General features: G+C 49.7%; 22 protein-coding genes. 9 read left to right on the top strand and 13 right to left on the bottom strand.

Translation table 11 applies throughout. The annotated features are described in order from the left end of the window. Positions 1–107 precede the first annotated feature (107 nt). Together ACXAD6_RS04595 and ACXAD6_RS04590 are read right to left on the bottom strand one after the other, a co-directional pair. Positions 108–314 (bottom strand): hypothetical protein, encoded by a 207-nt coding sequence (locus ACXAD6_RS04595; RefSeq protein WP_474967838.1) that lies wholly within the window; start codon positions 312–314, stop codon positions 108–110. Positions 315–665: 351 nt separating this feature from the next. Continuing rightward, the gene (locus tag ACXAD6_RS04590) at positions 666–1025 is read right to left on the bottom strand and encodes a YisL family protein (protein ID WP_474967837.1); all 360 of its coding nucleotides are present in this window, start codon (positions 1023–1025) and stop codon (positions 666–668) included. A 160-nt stretch (positions 1026–1185) separates the two neighbouring features. Between ACXAD6_RS04590 and ACXAD6_RS04585 the strand changes: the two genes are divergently transcribed. Beyond that, positions 1186–2382, top strand: coding sequence for an ornithine--oxo-acid transaminase (locus ACXAD6_RS04585; RefSeq protein ID WP_474967836.1), 1197 nt, complete (start codon positions 1186–1188; stop codon positions 2380–2382). Positions 2383–2553: 171 nt separating this feature from the next. Here ACXAD6_RS04585 and ACXAD6_RS04580 read toward each other — a convergent pair whose 3' ends face one another. The 3 genes from ACXAD6_RS04580 to ACXAD6_RS04570 are packed head-to-tail and all read right to left on the bottom strand — an operon-like array spanning position 2554 to position 5459. Beyond that, complete coding sequence (locus tag ACXAD6_RS04580) at positions 2554–3057, bottom strand: GDYXXLXY domain-containing protein (protein ID WP_474967835.1); 504 nt, start codon at positions 3055–3057, stop codon at positions 2554–2556. After that, positions 3054–4253, bottom strand: coding sequence for a DUF2157 domain-containing protein (locus ACXAD6_RS04575; protein ID WP_474967834.1), 1200 nt, complete (start codon positions 4251–4253; stop codon positions 3054–3056). The genes ACXAD6_RS04580 and ACXAD6_RS04575 overlap by 4 nt, the downstream gene beginning before the upstream one ends. A 15-nt stretch (positions 4254–4268) precedes the next feature. After that, positions 4269–5459, bottom strand: a complete 1191-nt coding sequence (locus ACXAD6_RS04570; RefSeq protein ID WP_474967833.1) for a DUF418 domain-containing protein — start codon at positions 5457–5459, stop codon at positions 4269–4271. An 85-nt stretch (positions 5460–5544) separates the two neighbouring features. Between ACXAD6_RS04570 and ACXAD6_RS04565 the strand changes: the two genes are divergently transcribed. The 6 genes from ACXAD6_RS04565 (at position 5545) to ACXAD6_RS04540 (ending at position 7476) form a co-directional block, all read left to right on the top strand. Beyond that, positions 5545–5766, top strand: coding sequence for a spore germination protein (locus ACXAD6_RS04565; protein ID WP_474967832.1), 222 nt, complete (start codon positions 5545–5547; stop codon positions 5764–5766). A gap of 10 nt (positions 5767–5776) precedes the next feature. Further along, complete coding sequence (locus tag ACXAD6_RS04560) at positions 5777–6004, top strand: spore germination protein GerPB (protein WP_474967831.1); 228 nt, start codon at positions 5777–5779, stop codon at positions 6002–6004. 44 nt (positions 6005–6048) lie between these two features. Beyond that, complete coding sequence (gene gerPC, locus ACXAD6_RS04555) at positions 6049–6609, top strand: spore germination protein GerPC (protein WP_474967830.1); 561 nt, start codon at positions 6049–6051, stop codon at positions 6607–6609. Beyond that, positions 6606–6833: a spore gernimation protein GerPD gene (locus ACXAD6_RS04550; RefSeq protein WP_474967829.1), complete on the top strand. Its 228-nt coding sequence runs from the start codon at positions 6606–6608 to the stop codon at positions 6831–6833. Before gerPC ends, ACXAD6_RS04550 begins: the two co-directional genes overlap by 4 nt. Next, the gene (locus ACXAD6_RS04545) at positions 6826–7194 is read left to right on the top strand and encodes a spore germination protein GerPE (RefSeq protein WP_474967828.1); all 369 of its coding nucleotides are present in this window, start codon (positions 6826–6828) and stop codon (positions 7192–7194) included. The genes ACXAD6_RS04550 and ACXAD6_RS04545 overlap by 8 nt, the downstream gene beginning before the upstream one ends. A gap of 63 nt (positions 7195–7257) precedes the next feature. Continuing rightward, a complete protein-coding gene (locus ACXAD6_RS04540; protein WP_027956504.1) occupies positions 7258–7476 on the top strand; it encodes a spore germination protein in 219 nt (72 codons plus the stop codon). Between the two features lie 68 nt (positions 7477–7544). Here the strand turns inward: ACXAD6_RS04540 and ACXAD6_RS04535 are convergent, their stop codons facing one another. The 5 genes from ACXAD6_RS04535 to ACXAD6_RS04515 form a co-directional block, all read right to left on the bottom strand. Further along, positions 7545–7829: an HNH endonuclease gene (locus ACXAD6_RS04535; RefSeq protein WP_474967827.1), complete on the bottom strand. Its 285-nt coding sequence runs from the start codon at positions 7827–7829 to the stop codon at positions 7545–7547. Beyond that, positions 7813–11532: a helicase-exonuclease AddAB subunit AddA gene (addA, locus tag ACXAD6_RS04530; protein ID WP_474967826.1), complete on the bottom strand. Its 3720-nt coding sequence runs from the start codon at positions 11530–11532 to the stop codon at positions 7813–7815. The genes ACXAD6_RS04535 and addA overlap by 17 nt, the downstream gene beginning before the upstream one ends. Next, positions 11532–15029, bottom strand: a complete 3498-nt coding sequence (gene addB / locus ACXAD6_RS04525; RefSeq protein WP_474967825.1) for a helicase-exonuclease AddAB subunit AddB — start codon at positions 15027–15029, stop codon at positions 11532–11534. Before addB ends, addA begins: the two co-directional genes overlap by 1 nt. A 416-nt stretch (positions 15030–15445) precedes the next feature. Beyond that, positions 15446–15985 carry a signal peptidase I gene (gene lepB, locus ACXAD6_RS04520; RefSeq protein ID WP_474967824.1) on the bottom strand — a complete coding sequence of 180 codons (540 nt, stop codon included), beginning with the start codon at positions 15983–15985 and terminating at the stop codon, positions 15446–15448. A gap of 54 nt (positions 15986–16039) precedes the next feature. Beyond that, complete coding sequence (locus ACXAD6_RS04515; RefSeq protein WP_474967823.1) at positions 16040–16687, bottom strand: TVP38/TMEM64 family protein; 648 nt, start codon at positions 16685–16687, stop codon at positions 16040–16042. A gap of 210 nt (positions 16688–16897) precedes the next feature. Between ACXAD6_RS04515 and ACXAD6_RS04510 the strand changes: the two genes are divergently transcribed. Then, positions 16898–17314, top strand: a complete 417-nt coding sequence (locus tag ACXAD6_RS04510; RefSeq protein ID WP_027956510.1) for a YhjD family protein — start codon at positions 16898–16900, stop codon at positions 17312–17314. Here ACXAD6_RS04510 and ACXAD6_RS04505 read toward each other — a convergent pair. Next, positions 17235–17762, bottom strand: coding sequence for a competence protein ComK (locus ACXAD6_RS04505; RefSeq protein ID WP_474967822.1), 528 nt, complete (start codon positions 17760–17762; stop codon positions 17235–17237). The two genes, ACXAD6_RS04510 and ACXAD6_RS04505, sit on opposite strands and share 80 nt — an antisense overlap. Positions 17763–18050: 288 nt before the next feature. Here ACXAD6_RS04505 and ACXAD6_RS04500 point away from each other — a divergent pair, with 288 nt between their 5' ends. Continuing rightward, positions 18051–18515 (top strand): DUF3939 domain-containing protein, encoded by a 465-nt coding sequence (locus ACXAD6_RS04500; RefSeq protein ID WP_474967821.1) that lies wholly within the window; start codon positions 18051–18053, stop codon positions 18513–18515. A 307-nt stretch (positions 18516–18822) separates the two neighbouring features. Here ACXAD6_RS04500 and ACXAD6_RS04495 read toward each other — a convergent pair whose 3' ends face one another. Beyond that, positions 18823–19758, bottom strand: coding sequence for a hypothetical protein (locus tag ACXAD6_RS04495; protein WP_474967820.1), 936 nt, complete (start codon positions 19756–19758; stop codon positions 18823–18825). An 84-nt stretch (positions 19759–19842) separates the two neighbouring features. After that, positions 19843–21390 carry a bifunctional metallophosphatase/5'-nucleotidase gene (locus tag ACXAD6_RS04490; RefSeq protein ID WP_474967819.1) on the bottom strand — a complete coding sequence of 516 codons (1548 nt, stop codon included), beginning with the start codon at positions 21388–21390 and terminating at the stop codon, positions 19843–19845. Positions 21391–21450: the final 60 nt, after the last annotated feature.

Raw genomic sequence — 21450 nt, 5'->3', positions numbered from 1 at the left:
AAGGATCACAGACTTCTATGAAAAAGGCTGTGGTAAACTTCAGGGTTGATTCCACCTGAAAAATAACCCTCCTCTCACTGGCTTGTATATAAAGATTATGAATGATTTCATGTCTCCCCGTTTTTTTGATTGTATCTAAACTGTTTAATGGAAAACTTAATTATGTAGTAAACAGACCCTATAACCAGCACTAAACATGCTGAAAAACTTAAAGTCATCAAAAATCCCCCCACAGCAGTTTGGAAGACATTATTTAGAATGAAGGTCACAGCCGCAAAAACAATCGTTAAAATCAAAAAAGTTTTTTTATTCATCTACTCCCTCCTTATTTTTCAAAAACACGAAAGCCATTTAAATCCTGACCCTTGATTGGTATGGCTTTATAAATCGCCCGAAGTCTGTACCCCATACATTTTGGGATGAAAGTTTTTGAGCAATCCATTTGTCTCTCACTAAGAAATGTTCGCAGCCTTTATTTCAACATTGACTTTTAACATAGCCAAAGAAAAAGGAATAAACCTGTTGACACCGGGAATGATAATCATTATCATTGTATATGTAAACAACATCCGTTATCCCCCAAGTAGCGGACATAAGAAACAGAATTGAAGCCCCCTTCTACCTATAAAAAACGCTGCATGCGATTCGCGCATGCAGCGTCATTTTTATGCAGGTAAAATGCCCGCGCCAAGAAATCCGAAGCCGAGTACAAGAGCAATGACCGCAGCAACGAGCAGCTGTCCCCACCAGATCGCAGCCGTTTTCTTTTTCTTATATTTCACGCAGACCATTTCCATTGCGGCGATTGCCCAGAGCCCTACGAGTACTTTTATGATAATCATAGCTCCGTACACGGAGTAACTGGCAAACAATGAACCGCCGGAGTACAAGATCAACAGATAGAAGACCCGCAGAATCATATGCGAAATCTTCGCTGCTTTTTCTCTTCCTCCCCGTGCAAAAGTCGTCACAAGGGCGACAAGCACAAAAGCAATTACCCAGGAAGTAATATGTAAGTGCGCCATAATGGTTTCTCCTCCTTTTCTATCCATCTACCGCTATGATACCACGACTGGCTTCCACTTTCCTATTCAAAACTAAGACGGATAATTTTTTCAATAGTACGAAAAACACGGCATAACCTGTTATAATGATTGGAGATTGAATAGAAATGGGAGGGATCACATGTCTGTTATAAGCAGTCAAAACATTATCGACCAGACACAGGAATACGGGGCCAAAAACTACCATCCACTGCCGATCGTTATTTCCAAAGCAGAAGGCGTATGGGTGGAAGATCCGGAAGGGAACCGCTATATGGATATGTTAAGCGCTTACTCTGCCGTCAACCAGGGCCACCGCCATCCAAAGATCATCCAGGCTTTAACCGATCAAGCCAGCCGCGTGACCTTAACTTCACGCGCTTTCCATAATGACCAGCTCGGCCCTTGGTATGAGAAGATCTGTAAATTGACGCATAAAGATATGGCACTTCCGATGAATACAGGAGCTGAAGCTGTTGAAACCGCGATTAAAGCAGCAAGACGCTGGGCTTATGATGTCAAAAAGGTGGATGAAAACCAGGCGGAAATCATCGCCTGCACCGGCAACTTCCATGGCCGGACGATGTCAGCTGTGTCCTTGTCTTCTGAAACTGAATATAAACGCGGCTTCGGTCCGATGCTTCCAGGTATTAAGCTTGTGCCTTACGGCGATATTGACGCGTTGAAAGAAGCCATCACAGAAAATACAGCTGCCTTTCTACTTGAGCCGATCCAGGGAGAAGCAGGCATTGTGATGCCTCCGGAAGGATTTCTTAAAGAAGCATACGAGGTGTGTAATGAGGAGAATGTCTTGTTTATTGCGGATGAAATCCAGGCCGGCCTCGGGCGGAGCGGTAAAATGTTCGCCTGCGACTGGGAAGGTGTGACTCCCGATATGCTCATTCTCGGCAAAGCCCTTGGAGGCGGTGTATTCCCCATCTCCTGTGTTGTTGCCAATAAGGATATCCTCGGTGTCTTCAATCCAGGATCCCACGGCTCGACGTTCGGCGGCAACCCGCTTGCCTGTGCGGTATCAACCGCCTCGCTTGAAGTGCTTGAAGAAGAGAAACTGGCACAGCGTTCCCTTGAACTCGGTACGTACATGATGGAAGAATTAAAGTCCATCGACAATCCAAAAATCAAGGAAGTACGCGGCAAGGGACTATTTATTGGTGTAGAAATGACCGAACCTGCCCGTAAATACTGTGAACAGTTAAAAGAGAAAGGTCTTCTCTGCAAGGAAACGCATGAAAATGTCATCCGCTTCGCTCCTCCACTTGTGATCCAAAAAGAGGATTTGGACTGGGCGATCGAGCAGATCAAAGCTGTTCTTGCTTAATCAAAAAAACCTCCCCGTTGGAACGGGGAGGTTTTTTGGTTATAGAGAAGCTCGGTCCATTTCCTTTCCACGGAGAGCGTTCAGTGATGAGGCAGTACCCGCGGGAGGCATCGACCGATACGCGGCACGTGATCATCCCGACCATTCAAGCCCTTCCGCATTATTCAGCGTTTAATCCAAGGAGACAATTTTTTTCTGATTCCACGGAGCGAGCACAATGGTTACGAGCCGTTCTTCCTCCTGCTCCCACATCCGCCCCGTATTTTCTTCAATATAATAACGGTTCAGCCCGATATCCACGTGATGGATGGAGGCACGCTCATCTTCCCACAGATAACGTGCTGCCAGCACGACCTGCCCCTCTTCAGAATCAGGCCGTTCCACACCTGCCTTCTGCAGTTCATAGATGCCGCCTTCAACCGCATCAAGAAGAAGAAAGACCTTCGCTCCCCTGTCCGGAGCCTTTTTCCCCTGCCACTGGTCTTCGGAAATTTCTTCGATCTCATAACCGAGCTCCACATAATCTCCGTAAAAAGGGTCGCGCGGATCCACAGGAGCTGTTTTCAGCACCACTTTTTCTCCTACAACGTCCATCGCATAATAACCACCAGCCATCAGAAGGAGAAACAAAACCTGAACGGATACAAGTCCATAAAACCACCACTGCTTCTTCACTCTTCCTCTCCCTCCTTACGGAACGACCGGCGTTTCTTTTCCAGCCCATAACTGAGGCCGAATAATAAGAGACCTCCGACGAAAAAGAAGACAGAACGGTCCATAAAGTCCCAGGCCAGCTGGAAATAAGCAGCCAGTGTCGTGAGCAGGAAGGCCGCTGTCCCTTTGTTCACCCAGCGCCGCACTTCCTGCTGGTAGCCGGAAACAAGCCATAACACGGCATAGACGAACAGGACGATCAGCGAGAAGAGATCTCCTGATGGAAAACGGAAAACAGGTATAAACAACAGCAGATCAATCCAGTAATAATTGGTCGTACTCAGAGCCGAACGTACAACAGCAAAAACAAACAGAACTGCCCAGATGAGAAAGAAGTAAAGGGAAGATTCCGTTAACGTTTCAGCGTATCCATCGCCAAGGAAGAAAATCTGCAGAAAAAAGACGGCGAACATGAAGACGACTGCTGATGTTTTCCATATTCTCGTCTGACCTTTTTGGATGATAAAGTCATCAGCGATATAAAGGGCCATCGATACGACGATCAGCCAGTAGTACGGATATCCGCCGCTGAAGACAAGGACAAGGGCCTGGATGTAATAGGAAGCAGCGAACACTCCGGCAAACGGAAGAGAGCGTGTCACGTAGACCGCCCATCCAAGACCCACAAGCAGCAGAAAGCCGAGCCACAGGTAAAAGTCCTGAAAAACAAGACCGCTGTAAACCTGTCCGGCGGTTAGGATCACAGCCGCTGCGTAATAAAACAAGCTTTCTCTCATAATGTAGTACAATCCTGCCGCGGCCATGGACCACAGCAGAAACGGAGACGCACTGAAAGCCGTATAATGATACATCTGGCCGATCAGGAAAATGGCTGCACCGAAAATGAGCAGCGCTGTCAAGATAAGACTGGAACCGACTCGGGCAGATTTCTTCCTGTACACCCTTTCCCCTGCCACGTAAAAAGCGGACATGGACAAGAGAAGAACCGCCAGGCGCCCCCAATCAGCCAGGTAGGACCAGTTGGATGCCGTAAAAGTAAGAAAGCCAAGACCGATGAATAAAGCGGCAAAGGTGAGCAGAACCGGTTTATATTGTTTTTCAGGGTAGTGCTCCAACAGCTTTTCCCGCTGGGCTTCCGTAATGATCGCTTCTTCCACCCACCACTCACTTTCTTTCAGCAGTTGATTACGCTTCAAATTCTCCGCCTCCTGTTAAGAAACCGCCTTTTTCCGGCGTTTATTCGGTTGCTTCTGTCCGTAGGTGAGCGTCCGCCACAGCCATTCCAACGGACCGTACCGGTAGTTTTTCAGCCAGAACCGGCTGAGGAATACTTGAACGATGTAAAACAGGATAACAATCCCCATACTTGCTGCAGGCGACACTTGACCGTACAACCCGAAGCCGGCGGAATAGAACAGCACAAAGCAGAAAACGGACTGCAGAATATAATTGGACAACGACATCCGTCCCACCCATACCAACGGGGAGGCCAGTCTGGCACCCATTCCCGTGCGGAACAATAGAGTAATAGATAAGACGTAAAAAATAGCGGAAGCAGAGCCCCCGGCACCGTCCTGCATAAGTCCGAACCACAACGGATTCCCATAGAAGTGAGGGCCGGCTTTCAACGTGACAAACAGAATGCCTGTAACCACCCACACCTTAAGGATCGTACTCCTGTGGGCGTCCGGCTCATGAAGCCACCGCTTCCGGCACACATACATGCCTAATAGAAACATCGGCACAAGACTCAGCACTAAAAATGGAAGATTGCCGATGGCATTGGCATACTGCCAGTCTGTAAGGTTCTGCTGCCAGATATCAAACAGAGAACCATTCCCATAATGGCTCAACGCGCTCTCAATCGCGGGACGATTCACAGATCCCTGAAACTGTCCCCGGGTCACATAAAGGGCAAGCGTAAAAGGAAGCGTGAGAATCCCGAGCAGACCGAATGCCCAGCCAAGCAGAAATCCGGGAGACACTTGAAAAAAGACCGGCAGGATAAGCCCGAGCACCCCGTAGCTGAGCAGGATATCTCCGTGCCAGATTAAAAACGCGTGCACCATTCCGAAACCAGTTAAAACGAAAAGCCGTCTGTAAATGACCGGCATATACGGAATCCCTTTTTCCTCGAGCCGGTCCTTCATCATCTGAATCCCAAACCCGAACATAAAGGAAAACAAGGTGTAGAAACTGGCTTGAAAGAAAATATCCACGATACTCTGAACCGTCTGGTCCACCGAAGAGGACCAGAATTCCTCCTGCCCGCCGTATAGGAAGTACGGGGCGTTAAAGGCCGGGACGTTCACCATGAAAATCCCGAGGATCGCCAGGCCCCTGGCGGCATCAATCCAGTTCAGCCTTCCTGAATCCCCGAGGGGAGACGCTTTTGTATTCATATGTATTCCTCCTCTGACCTTTATTTTACTTTTCTTACGTTATTTAAACAACGAGGTTTCATAAGATATAGAAAGGAGTTTTTCTATGCCTGCCAAAGTGGGAGCTGTCAAAGTCATCTCTCTTTCGTCTTCGAGCATCTTCAATATCGGTGATGTGTACTATATGGCGCCTCAAGCGGCCGCCAAGACCTTTGCCGGCGGCGGTTCCTTCAACACTGGCGACGGCATCCGCATCCACATCAACCGGTCGGATACGTTCGTCAATGACTCTGAAAATATCGATCAGCCTATTATAGGGAATGCGTAGGAGGAATGTTATGAACATAACCGTACATCAATCGATTTACATTCACGTATTGAGAATCGGCAGTGTCGCCAACTCTTCCGTCGTTCAAATTGGAAGCTCCGGGGTGATTCAGTCAAAATCAGAACTGTACAATTCCGGTGGATACACGGCACCTGGAAAGAAAGCGCAGCCGGAAGACGGGGAGGTATCTATCCCTGAATTCGGACCTGGAACACTCGTCCCTCTTTCCATAACATAGCTGTCCCCTTTTTTTCATAGGATGGTACAGGGAGGTGAGTGGAGTTGAACCCGTATTATTCCTGGCAGGCATGGGTGGACCAGATGATGAAGCAGATGGAACAGCAGCAGCAAATGATTGATCAGCTGCAAAAGAAAATCGATCAACTCCAGTCCGCAGAACCCCCTGCAAAAACCGTCATTGAAAAAATTGAGTACCACTTTGATCAGCTTAAAATTGAAACACTCGAAGGAACGCTTCAGATTGGTCTGACCCCGGGCGGCAGCGACCTTTCCGACATCGGGGATCTATACAACGGGCAGGGACAGCACCCTCAACTGCCTCAAACGGATGAGCAGGCCCTTCATTTTCTGCACGAATATATGGTTTCGGATATTCCCGGCTGGATGAACCAGTACTGCCGGGATCATGAAAGGGAGATTTCCGACGCTCACAAAGAGCGGATGATTGCCGACATAAGAAAGCAGCTGCCTCAGCGTCTTGAATATTACCGGAGTGAAAACCCGGAATCACCGCCGGAGAAGATCTTCCATCAAGTGAAGGCGGAGATTCAGCATTCCATTGCCCAGTATCTCGATAACCTCGAAGGAGATGGTCAAGGATGAATCATATCGTCCACAATTACGGGCTGCATGTAGGAAACATCCATGTCACAGGGGTCGCAGCCTCTTCAGTCTTCTTGATCGGTGATAACAAAACCATACGTCTGCAGTCTTTTTTTGATACGCCACCGGAATCTTTGATTATCGGACCGTTCGAAGAAGTGGATGCTGAAGCTGATGCCGGCTTAGAAACAGAACGAGAGGATGAGCATCCGGCCGATGATTAAACGGATGGTCTATACGAACGATATCGAAATTCAATCGCTTGCGATCGGCTCCATCGCTGATATCGGTGATGTGTATAAAGCTTCGCCAAATTCGCGTGTGCTGGCTGTGCAGAAAGAAGGACCTGCGTTCGAAGAAGACGTATTTCAGTTTGATGATTTTTCCATTTTCTCTTTAAAAAGCCCTCCCCCTCCCCTTCCTCTGAATGTAGAAACGTTCACGTTTCAAAACAATCCGATCTTCATCCATAACGTAAGAGTCGTCGGTGTATCAACGGCGGGAATTTTTCAAACCGGCGGAATCGATCATATCGATGCGCTCAGTTATACGAAACATTTCCGAATCCTAAAGGATGAACCATAACCTGAACGACTGCATAGGTTGTTGGTATATGGCTTGAACCGTACATGAAAAGGAGGCACTGCTATGCCTGCGATTGTCGGTCCGATCAGCATTAACAGCGTAGGAGGTGGGGTCGTCAACTTCGGAGACTCGTTTTATTTATCTCCTAAAGCGACGTCCAAAACAAATGCCGGATCCGGAGCATTGAATACTGGCAACTGGATTATTACCAACAATGGACTCAGCTCCACGAACCCCTTTGATCCGGACATTGCCGACCAGAATATTACAGCCAACGCCTGAAGCGGCACCTGTGGAAACAGGGGCTGCTTTTTTTCAGACAGAAAAAAACCGGGGGCGTCCCCGGTTTTTCAACGTTTCCTTCGATTGGATTTTCTCGTCGTTATTTTCTTTTCCGGATCCTGCTTTTTCACCCATCGCAAATACTTCTGCATGGCAGGGTGATCCTTCAGGCGTTCAGGTGTGTGATAAAAACCAGCCAGCTCCGCATTCGTAAACAGTGCATGAATCTGACGATGGCAGGCACCGCACAGCCAAATCGTCGGTCCTTCCACACCACCGTACTGCCTTGGAACCAGGTGATGCTCCGTCGTTTTCACGGGCGAGCGTCCACACAGCTCACACGTTCCCTCCATCGGTCTCCACCTCCACCTCGAGTGGTCCATCAAAGAAGTACAGGCACGTATTCCGTACCGGCTGCTTCCAGATTTTTTCGAGAGCCGTTTTATATAACCCGAGCTGCATCCGGTAACGATCGGCCAATTTCTGTGCGGCCTTCTCTCCCTGCTCGGGAATCTGGTCAGATTTATAATCAAGAATCATCCATCCATCCTCATAAGGAATCACCACATCAATCACCCCTTGGATGAATACCTGCTCCTCTGTTTCTGTTTCCCACTTGGCATACACTTCGTGGGCCGGCAGCGTCAAACTGAAGGGGATCTCCCGTTCAATCGTCTCTGCTTTCAGCACCATGGCCCCGACAGACGTATGGAAAAATTGCGCGACCGCTTCGGGATCCACCGCATCGGCTTCCTCCCGGCGCATAATTTCCTTGAGCACCAGGTATTCCACATACTCTTCTACTTCGGCTGCTGTCCATACTTTTGTCAAAGGAAGATGCTGCATGACGGTGTGCATGGCTGTTCCCCGCTCCGCTGCTGTCAGCTTTTTCTCTTCCTGCATAAAACGCGGGCGCCTGACAATCGGAGCGCGGTAAGGAATGACCAGCTGGTCGCCGGCGTATTCATCAAGCGTTTCCCGCTGGCGTTTTATTTCCGTTACTGTCTGCTTCGCTCTCGTATAAGCGGCCTGCTCGTGAGGATAGACAAAGTTCAGCCGCTCCACATAAGAAGGATCCACATCGGCTTCCACGTCCACCTTCGTCCACTCCTCAACCGCCGCCTGCAGTTCTTCATCCCGCTTTTCCATCACTTCGTCAAGCACATTGAACTCACTTCCGTGGGCGATATGAACCTTCCACTGCGAGTGGTCATACTGGATGGATTCAGCGGTCTGCACTTCTATTCCTCCACGGAGCTCATCTGCCTGGTGGTGACGGATCAATGCAGGACCGATCCAGTCAAGGTACGACTTTGCCTCGAGCCGGTCATGTGGTGGAAGGACCCAGTCCTTGACATCAGCCGCCAGCTGCCACTTTTTCTGCTTTTTATCAAAAGAAGCGACATTTCCGACCATAACAAGCTTTTCCTTTGCTCTCGTCAAGGCCACGTACAAGACCCGCATTTCCTCAGCCAGAAGCTCCCTGCGCTTCGCTTCTTTCAACGCGTGATAGGCAAGTGTCGGATACATGAGCCGCTTCTGCGGGTTAATATATCTTGTACCGAACCCGTAATCTTTATGAAGCAGGTACCGGTTTTTCAAATCCATCATATTGAACTGCTTGTCGACAGCTCCGAGAATGACAAACGGAAATTCCAGCCCTTTACTTTTGTGAATGGTCATGATCCGGACAACGTCCTCCTGCTCACCGAGCGCACGGGCCGCCCCGAGGTCATCGCCCCGCTCTTCGATCCGCTCAATAAACCGTAGAAAACGGAACAATCCCCGGAAGGACGTTGCTTCATAGGAACGGGCCCGGTCATACAAGGCACGGAGGTTGGCCTGACGCTGACGTCCACCCGGCATACCACCGACAAAATCGTAATAGCCTGTTTCTCTGTAAATCTCCCAGATCAACTCTGACAGCGCTCCCTGGCGCGCCCGTTCGCGGAAACTCTTCAACAATTTGAGAAAATCATCCACTTTGCGATCCAGCTCATTGTTTCCCACATAAGCCTGCATCGCTTCATAGTAGGTCGAGCGTTTCTTCGCCAGACGGATCTGCGCAAGCTCATCCTCATCCAGTCCGACAATCGGCGATTTTAATACCGAAGCTAGCGGGATATCCTGCATCGGGTTATCAATGACCTTCAGCATACTCAGCATCACCTTGATTTCGATCGCTTCAAAATATCCGGTTGAAAGTTCCGCATAAACCGGAATCCCCTGCTGTTTCAGTTCATCAACGATTGTCGGAGCCCAGGTCATGGAACGCATCAAAATGACGATGTCCCTGTATTGGATCGACCGCTTCGTTCCAGTCTCCTTGTCGACGACCTGAGCAGGCTCCCCGCCTTCATACCCGAGCCAGCGCCGGATCATTTTTCCGTAGGCTCGTGCTTCCAGCTGCGCCTTTTCCAAATCTTTGTAGGCTTCGTCATCTTCCGAGTCCCCCTCCTGGGACTCCCGGTCAATAACAAAAAGCTCTGCTTCGGTATCATCCGAAGTCAGTTCATCATAAATCGTGTTGCTGTAAATGAGTTCGGCTTCTTTCTCATATTCCATCTCCCCGACTTCCTCGTCGAGCACCTGACGGAAAATGTAGTTCGCCGCATCCAGCACCTGCTTCCGGCTTCTGAAGTTCCGGGCGAGATCGATACGCTCCCCCATACTTTCATCCGCAGCGTAAGCCTTGTATTTATTCAAAAACAACGAAGGTTCGGCGTGACGGAAGCGGTAAATGCTCTGCTTCACATCGCCCACCATGAAGAGATGACCGGCGTCTTTTCCTTCGGTCAACAGGCGGAGCAGCGTCTCCTGCACAAGGTTGGTATCCTGATATTCATCAATCAGCACTTCAGAAAACTGGCGCTGAAAGCCCTCCGCCACCGGCGAAGCTGCCAGTTCCTCAGAGGAGGCGGAATCATCAAGGAGGATATTGAGGCAGTAGTGTTCCAGATCGGAAAAGTCGACGATCGCCTTTTCTTTTTTCAACTGCTCATAGCGCTGCTTAAAGTCCTTAACGATGATGACCAGCTGTTCCATGACCGGATACAGATCCTTCATATCCTTCAGATAGCTTTCCAGGGTGCGGGAAAACCACTCGTCCCTCAGCTCATTCCACCGCTTCTTATACCGGTCGCGGATTTTCTTCGCCTCATCCTTTTTCTCTTCATCTGCGTCCATTTTCTTTCTGGAAAGAGCCTTGAATTTCTGTCCTTCCATGAACGCCTGAAGCTCAGACCACGAATGGGCCAGCGCCCCCTTCGCCTGCTGGATGAGTTCAAGATCGCCTTCTGCGGTTTCTCCGTATGCATACGGGCCGTCCGGCTCCCTGGTGAGATCGAGCATCTGCCGGGCCTCGGTTTCCATCGCCTTCAGCTGGCTGGATACTTCCTGTTTCAGCAGGTCGAGCCACACCAGCTTTTCTTCTTCCTCATCTTCCCGCACATCATACATGGCTGCCATTTGATCGAGCCATTGGTCCGGCCACGGATTCTGTGTGGCAAACGTATAAAGATCAAGCACAAGTTTCTCCACATCCAGGTCGCTGCGGTCACTGGAAAACCGTTCCACAACGTCAAAGAACCGTTCCTGCTCTTCTCCATCTCTGCCGTACCAGTCCTCAAACAGATCCTCCAGGACTTCCTGCTGGATAAGATCAGCCTCTACTGTGTCCGCAATACGGAAGCCGGGATCAAGGTCCAGCATATAGGCATACCGCCGCACCACGTCCATACAGAAGGCGTGCAGCGTTGAAATCGACGCATTCTGCAGCAGAGCCAGCTGCTTTTTTAAGTGATGGGAGCCCGGATTGTCCTCAAGGGCTTTTGCAAGGGCCTGTCCGACCCTGTTCCGCATCTCCTGAGCGGCTGCGTTTGTGAAGGTCACAACAAGCAGGGAGTCGATGTCCACGGGATTTTCCTTATGCAGCAGCTTTTGAATGATCCGTTCAACGAGGACGGCCGTTTTTCCAGAACCAGCCGCCGCTGCTACGAGGATATCGGAGCCGTGCGAGTAAATGGCCCGCTCCTGTTCTTTTGTCCAGCTGACCATTATGAATTCTCCTTTCTTCCAGCCAGTCGTGCCAACACATCGTCATCGTTCAAGTCCTGCAGTTTGCGGTACTCGTTCCCCTCAAGGGTCGGATCAAACTGACAGACGGAACGGAACGAGCAGTGCTCACACGCGACCTGCTGTTTCTTCTGATAGGGATCCAGGTCAATTGTTCCATTCGTAATTTTCGTCCCTGCCTGGCCCATCAAATCGCGGATATAGGCTTTCAGCTGTTCAAAACGTTCGGCATCGGCCGTTTTTGAACTCTTGTAAAAGCCGCCGTTCGCTTTCAGAGCCGCCGGGACAATCTGGCTGTATCCCTTGTCAAGACCCGTGTCCATCATCTGGACAACGCGTTCATTTTCCAGCAGGAGCCCCTGCATTTTGAATTTCTTAAAGATTTCTTCTTCGATCTGCTGATCCTGCAGCAGCTGTTTCCCGGTAATCATCGGGTTGTGTACATGGAAGTACAGGACCCCCGCCGGTGAAGCATTCATGCCGAGCCACTGCTCCGCATTCGTCAGGACGACATCCAGATACGCGAGCATCTGCAGAGAAAGGCCGTAAAAAACGTCGACGAGGTTCAAGCCTTTGCTGCTTGATTTATAGTCAATGATTCTAAGAAACAAATCTTCCTGAGACAAAGCTTTGTCGACCCTGTCAATCCGTCCGCGCAGCATCAGTTCATAGCCGTTCGGCAGATCAAGAGATAACGGGGGCAGCTCGGCACCTTCCGTCCCGAAACCAAGCTCAAGGCCAACGGGAGAGAAGCTGCTCTTCCGGGCCTGTTCACTCAGGACGAAAGCAGCTCTCGCAATGACCTGCTGAAGCTTCTTCTGAATATATTGATAGCGGTTGGAGCTTTTCAATATTTGGTTCTGCAGGATTGGAGCAAGGTAGCTTGTCGCCCGTTCCGCATACTGGTCCGTCTCCGGACGCTGCAGCTGGGAAAAATCGCGCCCTTCCTCCTTGATCCATTCGGTAATCTGCTTCAGCGCTTCGTGGAACAACTGCCCGATATCCGGGGCGTCCAGTTTATACGTACGCCGCTCTTCCAGGTTGAGGCTGTGCTGGGCAAAGTACTGGTAGGAACAGCGGTGATACGTCTCAAGTCTGGAGACACTCGTTTTCAGCCTTTTATCAAACAGCTGGTTTGTCGTTTCCTCTTTCAAATCGACCGGCTGATTTCGATAAAAGAGGCTTTGCAGCACGCGGTTCGTCAGCCCGTGGGCCGGCTCATGATCGATGTACCAGTTGAGCAGCTCCCACCAGACCGGCTGCATCATATACCCTTTTAAATATCTGGAAAACTGGGCCGTCAACGCTGATCGTGTTTTTGCCGGATTGGTAATAAACCGGCGTGCATCGTGGAGATCATCCGGCTCCTGCCACAATTCATGCTCCGCGCAGCGCGGGAACAGTTCTTCGATCCGCTGAATGAGCGGCGCCGGCACTTTTGATTTTCCTTCTTCGTTGCTCAACGGATAACTCACCCATAACTGCTCAGAAGCCATCGTCAAAGCAAGGTACACGTAAAAACGGTCGTCCAGCAGCTGCCGGCTGCTTCCGTCGGCAAGTTTCAATCCGTGCTCAGCGAGAAGCGAGCGCTCCTGTTCGGAGATCATTCCGTCACCTGGCGGCTTCATCGGCCACATCCCATCCGTCACACCGAGCAGGAATCCGGCTTTGATGCCCGTCATCCTGGAACGGTCCACACTTCCGATAATGACATGGTCCATGCTCGGAGGAACGTGGGCAAACGTGAGAGCCTCCAGCCCGCTGTCCAGTGTTTTCCGGAAGACCTGCAGCGACATTTTTTCCTCTCCGGCCATTTCCACCATTTCATCCAGCAGCTGCAGACATGCGTCCCACACCTGCTCCTGTTCACGCCCCCGCTCAATCTCTCCTCGTTCATCATAATCGTTCCGCCACGTTTCCAGCTGTTCTGGAACACGAAGGTTTTCAAGCCATTTATACAGCACCCCTGCTCTGCCTTCAATAGACTCTGCCGCACGCAGCTGTTCATCGAAGGACTGCAGCGCCTCGCGTACCTGCTCCCGGTAGGCGTTGATCCGGTCCTGTTTTTCCTTCTCCTCATCTGTCTTGGACGCCTGCTCAAACCCGCGGAACCGCTGATATACCCAAGGTTCTTCCGAAAACCACTGACTTCGGGAGCGTATGCCGTATTCAAGCACATAGTTCTCCAGTTCATCAATGGCATCCTCCGTCAGCGGCCAGCGCGGATGGGAGGCTGGAATAAATCCGGTCTTTAACAGACGGAACACCGCATCATAACGGAAGTTTCCTTCCACGACGTCCAGTCCCGAACGAATCAGTTCAATCATCGGGTGGTTGAGCATCGTCCGTTTTTCATCAATAAACACAGGAATACCATAATCATCAAACAAGGTCTCAATCAAACTGTGATACACATCCGGCTCCCGCATTAACACCGCCATATCCTTAAACCGATAGCCCTGGTCGCGGACAAGCTCAAGAATTTTCTGTGCGACACCTTCAACTTCCGCCCGCGGATGGACGGCTTCCGCAATCGTCACAGGGGCCTGATCAGGATAAGTCTCAGCCGGGCGCACATCATAATACTCCTCCAAGTGAAGGAAGGCAGGGTTATCTTTCATCCGGCCCGCAGTATGATCAAGCACTTCCACGTCATCAACTGTCGTGCCCGCCTCCTCGGCCGTCCTTTTCAGGTCAAGGTAGGTCTGTTTCGTCTCATAAAACAAATCCAGCTCTGAATTCCCTGTCTCTTCCGGGTTCTCGGTCGTAAGAGTGACGTGGACGTTCTTCACCTTTTTCAATAACGCTTCGATGACCCCGTATTCCTGCGGGGTGAAGCTGTGAAAACCGTCAATATAGACGTCCGCATCTTCTAAATAACCGGCTTCCCCGATTTTTTCAGATAGAAGCTGAAGCTGATCCTCTCCGTCTATGTACTGCTCTCTTAGAGCATCTACAAGTTTATCGTAAATATAGAAAAGATCGTCCAGCTTTTCCTTCAGTCCTTCTTCCTGACTGGTGGAATGAACGAACTGCTCCAACGCATCCATCTGGGAACGAAGATCATCAGGTGTAATCCGGTACCGTTTGAATTCGGTGATGATTCCTTCCAGCTGAGCAATGAACCCCTGCTTCTCCACAGCCTTCTGGAAGACGCGCCAGTCGGATGTGCGCTCTTCTACAATTTTCCTCAGCATCATCTGAACGCCTGTTGAACTGATAAACTTCCTCGTTCCCCCGCCCGTCTCCTGAAGCACACGCCAGGCGAGGCGTGAAAAGCTGAAGACCTGGGCTCTGATCGATCCCTGCATGCCTTCGCGTTTCAGCAGCCCGTATTCCTGCTGGAACGTCATTTGATCAGGCACAATATAGACAATGGCCGGACCGCGCGGGGCTTCCTGCAGACGCTGCTCGATTTCATCGAGGCAGCGCGTACTTTTTCCCGCTCCCGATCGGCCGATTAAAAAACGCAGACCCATCTTTTCCGCTCCCTTCTTTCTTCCATACTGCTTCTATTTTATCACTTTTCCCCACCAAATGAAGAATCCCGCGACTCTGCAAAAAGGAAGAGCTTGTATAGAAAGTCTTTGTTGCTTCAGTGCTTTCAGGAGCACAGACCCTCTTCGAACGTCCAAGTCTCCTCTGGGAAGATCATCCTGCCGGGCTTTTCCCACAGGAGCGGAAGGGCTGATTCCTTTCAGGATCGAAACGGATTCTCCTCCACCTGTGTTTTCCCCCTGTTGAAAAATAAAAAGGGGATCATCTGTTATACAGATGATCCCCTTTGTTGAGCCCCCCATTGCGCAAAGGCATGTGGAAGGTTCTGCAGGGACGTATACAGGAACAGGGCAGACAGATGATCTTCCTGCCCAAGTTCGCTGCAGCCGTTTCCCGGCTATTTAAACTGTATTCCAGCCTGACTGAACGGCCAGTAGCGGACATCCACTTTCCCGACAACCGTCTCTTCCGAAACAAAACCAAAGTAGCGGCTGTCCAGACTGTCTCTGCGGTTATCCCCCATGACGAACAACTGCCCCTCCGGTACCGTTGTGGACCCTGTCACTTCCTCCAGTGTAAAATCCTCCGTAAAAGGAAGGCCGTCACTGGGACGAAGATCATCAAGGTAGCTTTCATCCATAAGGACACCGTTCACGTAAAGCTGGTCATTCTTAAACTCTATTTCATCACCAGGAATGCCGATGACCCGTTTGACATAGTCTTCATCTTCATTAGCATGGAACACAATGACCTGCTGCCTGTCTATTTCGCTCCAGTCATACACCGCTTTGTTCACCATCAAAAGATTGCCGTCATACAGGGTGGGCTCCATAGACTCCCCATCGACGACATAACTCGCAAATAAGTAGGAACGGAAAACAAACGCCAGCAGAAGGGCAAGCAGGACAGTCCGTATCCATTTCAGGTATTTTTTCATGGTCTGCTCCTCCATGTGTTGGTCTATCCACATTTTACCCGCAATGGAACGAACTTAATCGTCGCGGCGCACTTTCCGCTCCGCCTTCCTTTGAATCCGCCCCTCCAGATATTTTCCGAGAATCCAGAATAGAAGAATACAAATACCGACGACAATCGATTTCACCGGATTCTGGGCGAATGAGGCAATGCTTGAGCCGACATAGGAGATGGTGAAGATCATCACCGATTTTCCTAATAGAACAGCAAGAATAAACTGCTGCCGGCTGACTTTGGACAAACCGGAAACGACATTGATGACGGCGGAAGGCGAAAAGGGAAAGCACATCAGCAGAAACAAAGGCCCGAAACCGTGTTCCTCCACCCATACGACGACCCGTTTCACCTGCTTCTGTTCTGTAATGGCGCGGAACGGCTTTTTATCCCCGAGCCTGCGGATGATAAGAAAAACACTGACCGCACCGATCACCGAGCCGATCCAGGAATATAAAAATCCGCGGAACAGCCCGTACACCACCGAATTGGCCAGCACAAAGGCCACTAAGGGGAGAACAGGAAGAAAAGCTTCCAGCAGGGGAAGAAGAATGCCGGGAAGCGGACCGAGGCGATCCAGCTCCTCCAGCTGGCGGATGATATAATCAAACAGCTGATCGTTCTCAGCTAAATGCCGCCATTGATTGATTTTTTCAAATACAGCATCCATGATGAAGCTCCTTATGTACACCTATGAAGAGGGGTTTTCTTTTTATTTTATAGGATAGGTATCCCCTCTGCCCAGTCTGTTTAATCAAGATTTCCGTTTCTTTCTCCCGCTGCCACTTTTAACCTCTTCAAAAAACAGGTTGCATAAAAAGGATGTCTGCGTGGTATAATACAGAACAAGAACGTTTGTTCGTATTCGGAGGGGAATGACATGAGGTACTTAAAACAGAAAGAATTGGATCTCGCTTCCCGCTACTTGTTTTTATCTATGGCGGTTACAGTCATCAGGCAGGATCGGAAACACGTGGAACAGGGGAAATTCAAAATAAAGGAGCCGTACATGGAGCTGCTCGGTAAAATGGAGCTGGAAGCGCGCCAGGAAAGAAAAGAGCTGAGAAAACAGATGGATGCCATGAAGATCCAGGTTGTGGAGTCCGGACGCAATGATTCCTTCACGTCTTTTCTATTCCTTGCCCACGGCTATGAGGAAAAGCGGAACTACTTCAACCCGGCCATCCGCAAAAAGGTGGAAAACATTCTATTTGAGCTTATGAAAAGGTCTCAGCAATCCGGTCCGCCCGTCGCTCAGAGGCAGCCGGCCCATCACGAAAACGGTCTTCGAGAATAACGCGCAGATGAGCCGTGCGCTGTACCTGGTTGGCAAACATCCCGTCAGAAACAGGAAAATTGACGGATGTGCCCTGTCCGAAATGGACCGTCGTCGTTTTATCTCGCTCACCGTTAAAGGTCCGGATATATTTGTGGGCGACCCAGGAGCATTCTTTTCGTTTCGGGGAAATAATAGGGAAGAAATAAATACCCATCGCTTCGGAGATGACAATCGGAGGTTTATGTGTGTAGCTTGTCAGTTGTTTCGTCCCGGCCATGCGCCCGTCCAGACTGCTGGCGAAATAGCGGCAGGAATCATCCACGATCGTACTGGGAGCCGCGTGCACATAAAAGCGCTCTTCCCGCTCCACAACTTCAGTAAAGACTTGTCCATTATCCTGCTGGACAGCAACCAGCGCCATCGTCTTCGGGTTGATTTCATATTCTTTCTTCTGCACATGCGTCATCCACAAACACCCTTTCTCATTTAGACAGCGGTAACTCTCCCTGCAGGTCGATCTTACCGCTTTTCTTCTTCAATTTACCAAAAACTAAGAAAAAAGTCTAAACATTCTCAAAAAAATATCCATATCTGCTATACTACAGTTAACAGCCGCTGCCTTCGGGGTAAGCGTCTTTCTTTTCTTCCCCCTTCTGTCCGAAATCCGGATTGAGCAGTGTAAACACCTCAAGTTCAGGCTGACCTTTCATCACAGGCACCTCATTCCCTCCATTCCAAAGAAAGGAGACTATTCATGTGGAAACGTAAAAAGAAACCTTCACAAGCCGGCAGAAAACAAACATTGGAAGTCCGTGACTTATCGATCCATGATGTCCGCAAGGCCGTTCACGCCTTCGCTGATCACAAACCAGGAGATGTTCCCTTGAGCGTCCTCATCAATCAGGACCTGACACTGGACTATGACCTGCTGGCGCCATATCTCGAGGGACTTCCGGAGAAGAACTACTATATGTCCAGAGAAACTTATGAACTGTTCGAAGAAGACGCCCTTGACTTAGCTCAGGATCTGGACCTCGTTCAATATGCCGTGGATCAATACATGAAACAGACTCAGGAACTTCCTGTCATTGATCATGACCCTTTTAAACGGATAAATTATTATAAGCTGGAAAAACATGATTTGTTACAGCGCCGCCCGAATCGCGACTTTTATCTCACAGACGAGGAGTTTATGATCACCTATAAAAAGCCGGAATAATAAAAGACAAAAAAATGCCAATGCTTCATAGGAAGCATTGGCCAAAAGAGACGACTGGTTAACTTTTGAGTGAGGGAATAAATTGTTTGAAAAGTTCTTCTGAGAGGGAAGATTCTTTTCATTACACTCATCAGTAACAAGTTACTGACCCATTTACGACAACCAATCGCAAATGGTTTGAGATCAATAAGCATCACCGCTTATCTGTTTTTATTGTAATATATCTTCCGCTCATAATCACCGAAAAAAAGTTGCGGTTTCCCGCAACTCCTTGCGTATTTACTAAGAAATGACATTTGACCTTCCCTCACGAGGACTTGATCAGCTCGTCCTGCTCTTCCTTCCACACCGTCTCTTTCTTCTCATAATCCCGCTGCAGAGACTCGAGATCAACAAGAGAGTCGTGTGTCTGCTTTCGAATCCTGCGTACCTCTTCATGGGACTGCTGGATCTTATTCTGTACAAATAAATCCACAATCAAACCATCCAGAAAGTAATCAGCTATCGTCCATCCTTCAGAGATTCGGAGGTCCACATCGGCGAATTCGCCGATGTCCGCCATTTCATTTGCAAACTTCCGCAAATGCTGTTGGGCCATATGAACAGCTTCTTCTGCCTCATCCATTCTGGAATGCTTCACCGCTGTGGTGAGAAGACCCCCGCCAAGCATATCGGCCATTCCCCAGTTTTCCGCTTTCGTCAAAAACTCCGAAGCCGCCTCCAAAGCCTTGTGCGCTTCCTTTCCTGCCTGCAGGGCTTCTTCAATTTCTGTCCGCTCTGCAAGAAGCTGCGAGCGCTTCTCACTAATTTCCAGCAGCCGCTTTCCTTTATCACCGCCGCCGGAGACGAGCGCCTCTTTTCGTTCCTCGTACAGCGTACGATAGCGCGTCCGCACCCCGCTCAGGCTCTGCATCCGTTCTTCAATATGACGTATTTCCCCTTCGATGTCCTTACGGGACTTTTCAGCCTCCCGCCATTTCACACCAGCCTCAACCACTTCCTGCTTTTCTTTTTCCATCCGGTCCTGCTTTTGGCCGGTAAGGACAACGAATAGACGACTCAAACGAACACGCTCCAGCTTTTCCACATCCTCTTTTTCCTCCTCCAGTCTACGAGCGAAATGGGCTTCTTTTCCGCGTGCCTCCTGAAGCTCTTTTTCCAGCTGGTTATGTTCACGTTCCAAACGTTCCAGCCTATGTACGTCCTGTTTGGCTTCCATCAATCGAGATAATTGTTTCTCCACGTTTCATTCCCCCTTTCCTTTTTTACGACCCCACCCACATGAACGTTTCACATCCATGAAAAAAAGACTGCCGTAATAGGCAGTCTACTCATCCAACAGGTTGTTTTCAGCGATATGATCTGACACGATATCCACAAGAAGCTCACCTTCACGCAGGAGCTCCCCACGTCCGAAAGCTTCAAAACCATCTCCGCCGTAAGCCAGATACTGGGTGACAGCGACCGTATAGGTCTGCTCGGGATCGACCGGTTCACCGTCTTGATCCAGCAGGTTATATACAGAAATCACTCCGTCGTTCTTCTCCCACTCATATGTCAGCCCTGATGGCTGTACCCTGTTCGTCCGTCCTTCGCTCCACTGTTCAAGCAGAGCGTCTTCAATCTGTTCGCCGGTCATTGTCAGACTGACCCCATAATGCTTGAAAGGAAGCGAGGAGTGCAGGTCCACAGCTTGAATGGGACCTTGAGGGATACTTTGACGTATCCCACCGTGATGCACGAATGCCATATCCGCCTGCATCTTCTCCTTCAGTGAACCGGCTACAAGCTCACCGAGTGCAGAACGGCCTTTTTCGTCTTTCTTCCTCGACAAACCACGTTCCGCCTCTCCCAGCACCTGGTGATACTCCTCTTCGATCTGAGCCTGATATGGCTCCAGCAATGCCTTTGTCTCCGGATCCGGGTCCATCCCTTCGTGGTAGGTCACAATAATCTCTGCTTCTTTATTGACGATATCTTTAGTGGCCGGGTCGATCGTCAAATCGACTTTGGAAAATGCCCGGCCGTACGAATACGCCTGAACGATCAGCTTTCCATCTACTTCAATATCTGCATACGTATGGTTATGCCCTGCAAACAGGACATCAACTTCATCATCAATGGCTCCGGCCATCTCTACAAAGGACTCAGAGCCTTTTGTGCCGGACTTGTCAGATGCAGCCGAAACATGGCCGAGAACAATAATGGAAGAAACCCCTTTATCCTTCAATTCCTGAACCGCTTCATTGACCGCCGTGACTTCATCCGTAATCCTGACGCCTTCCAAGTTCTCTTCGAGGACATAATCACGCGTGTCTGTCGTTACCACTCCAATAAAACCGACAGGCACACCTTTGATTTCTTTAATGATGTGGGAAGGAAGCAGCGGCTCTCCTGTCGATTCATCCACGACATTTGCAGCAGTATAAGGGGTGGTCGAACCAGAAAACGTCCCCGTCTGCTTATGCCATCCCCCGTCAAGCAGGCGCGTCATTTCCTCTACTCCCTCATCCAGTTCATGGTTTCCTAGTGTTCCAACATCAAAGCCCACCCTGTTCATCCATTCGACCGTTGGTTCATCCTGAAACAAAGAAGAAATTGGCGGACTTCCACCAATCATGTCTCCTGCGTGAACAATAAGAGAGTGAGGGTTCTCCTTCTCATAGGCTTTCAAGTAAGCGGCCAGGTATTCAGCCCCTCCCGCTTTCTTTCCATCAAAGGTCAGTTCTGCCTCCAGCTGACCATGCAGATCGTTGACACCGAGAAGCTGAATGTCCACGGGCTCCTCGGAATACAGCGTTTCAGCAGCCAGCAGAAAACCTGTAACAAGCAGCAGCCCCAACAGCAGCGGCATTCGACGTTTGAACGTTCTCATACACCCACCCCTTCCTTATTCCTCTTTAAAGTATCAAGAGAAAATAAACGGGGTCTTAAG

The organism is Halobacillus sp. ABH2_015 (genome assembly GCF_056158945.1).
This window is presented reverse-complemented; position numbering and strand designations above follow the sequence as displayed.

Excerpts from the sequence above, each read along its gene's own strand:
- ACXAD6_RS04570 (WP_474967833.1), bottom strand. The coding sequence starts at position 5,459 with ATGAATACAAAAGCGTCTCCCCTCGGGGATTCAGGAAGGCTGAACTGG.
- ACXAD6_RS04500 (WP_474967821.1), top strand. The coding sequence starts at position 18,051 with ATGTGGAAACGTAAAAAGAAACCTTCACAAGCCGGCAGAAAACAAACA.
- ACXAD6_RS04550 (WP_474967829.1), top strand. The coding sequence starts at position 6,606 with ATGAATCATATCGTCCACAATTACGGGCTGCATGTAGGAAACATCCAT.
- addA (WP_474967826.1), bottom strand. The coding sequence starts at position 11,532 with ATGGTCAGCTGGACAAAAGAACAGGAGCGGGCCATTTACTCGCACGGC.
- ACXAD6_RS04510 (WP_027956510.1), top strand. The coding sequence starts at position 16,898 with ATGAGGTACTTAAAACAGAAAGAATTGGATCTCGCTTCCCGCTACTTG.
- ACXAD6_RS04545 (WP_474967828.1), top strand. The coding sequence starts at position 6,826 with ATGATTAAACGGATGGTCTATACGAACGATATCGAAATTCAATCGCTT.
- ACXAD6_RS04565 (WP_474967832.1), top strand. The coding sequence starts at position 5,545 with ATGCCTGCCAAAGTGGGAGCTGTCAAAGTCATCTCTCTTTCGTCTTCG.
- ACXAD6_RS04595 (WP_474967838.1), bottom strand. The coding sequence starts at position 314 with ATGAATAAAAAAACTTTTTTGATTTTAACGATTGTTTTTGCGGCTGTG.
- ACXAD6_RS04585 (WP_474967836.1), top strand. The coding sequence starts at position 1,186 with ATGTCTGTTATAAGCAGTCAAAACATTATCGACCAGACACAGGAATAC.
- ACXAD6_RS04540 (WP_027956504.1), top strand. The coding sequence starts at position 7,258 with ATGCCTGCGATTGTCGGTCCGATCAGCATTAACAGCGTAGGAGGTGGG.
- ACXAD6_RS04505 (WP_474967822.1), bottom strand. The coding sequence starts at position 17,762 with ATGACGCATGTGCAGAAGAAAGAATATGAAATCAACCCGAAGACGATG.
- lepB (WP_474967824.1), bottom strand. The coding sequence starts at position 15,985 with ATGAAAAAATACCTGAAATGGATACGGACTGTCCTGCTTGCCCTTCTG.
- ACXAD6_RS04535 (WP_474967827.1), bottom strand. The coding sequence starts at position 7,829 with ATGGAGGGAACGTGTGAGCTGTGTGGACGCTCGCCCGTGAAAACGACG.
- ACXAD6_RS04490 (WP_474967819.1), bottom strand. The coding sequence starts at position 21,390 with ATGAGAACGTTCAAACGTCGAATGCCGCTGCTGTTGGGGCTGCTGCTT.
- ACXAD6_RS04590 (WP_474967837.1), bottom strand. The coding sequence starts at position 1,025 with ATGGCGCACTTACATATTACTTCCTGGGTAATTGCTTTTGTGCTTGTC.
- ACXAD6_RS04560 (WP_474967831.1), top strand. The coding sequence starts at position 5,777 with ATGAACATAACCGTACATCAATCGATTTACATTCACGTATTGAGAATC.
- ACXAD6_RS04515 (WP_474967823.1), bottom strand. The coding sequence starts at position 16,687 with ATGGATGCTGTATTTGAAAAAATCAATCAATGGCGGCATTTAGCTGAG.
- addB (WP_474967825.1), bottom strand. The coding sequence starts at position 15,029 with ATGGGTCTGCGTTTTTTAATCGGCCGATCGGGAGCGGGAAAAAGTACG.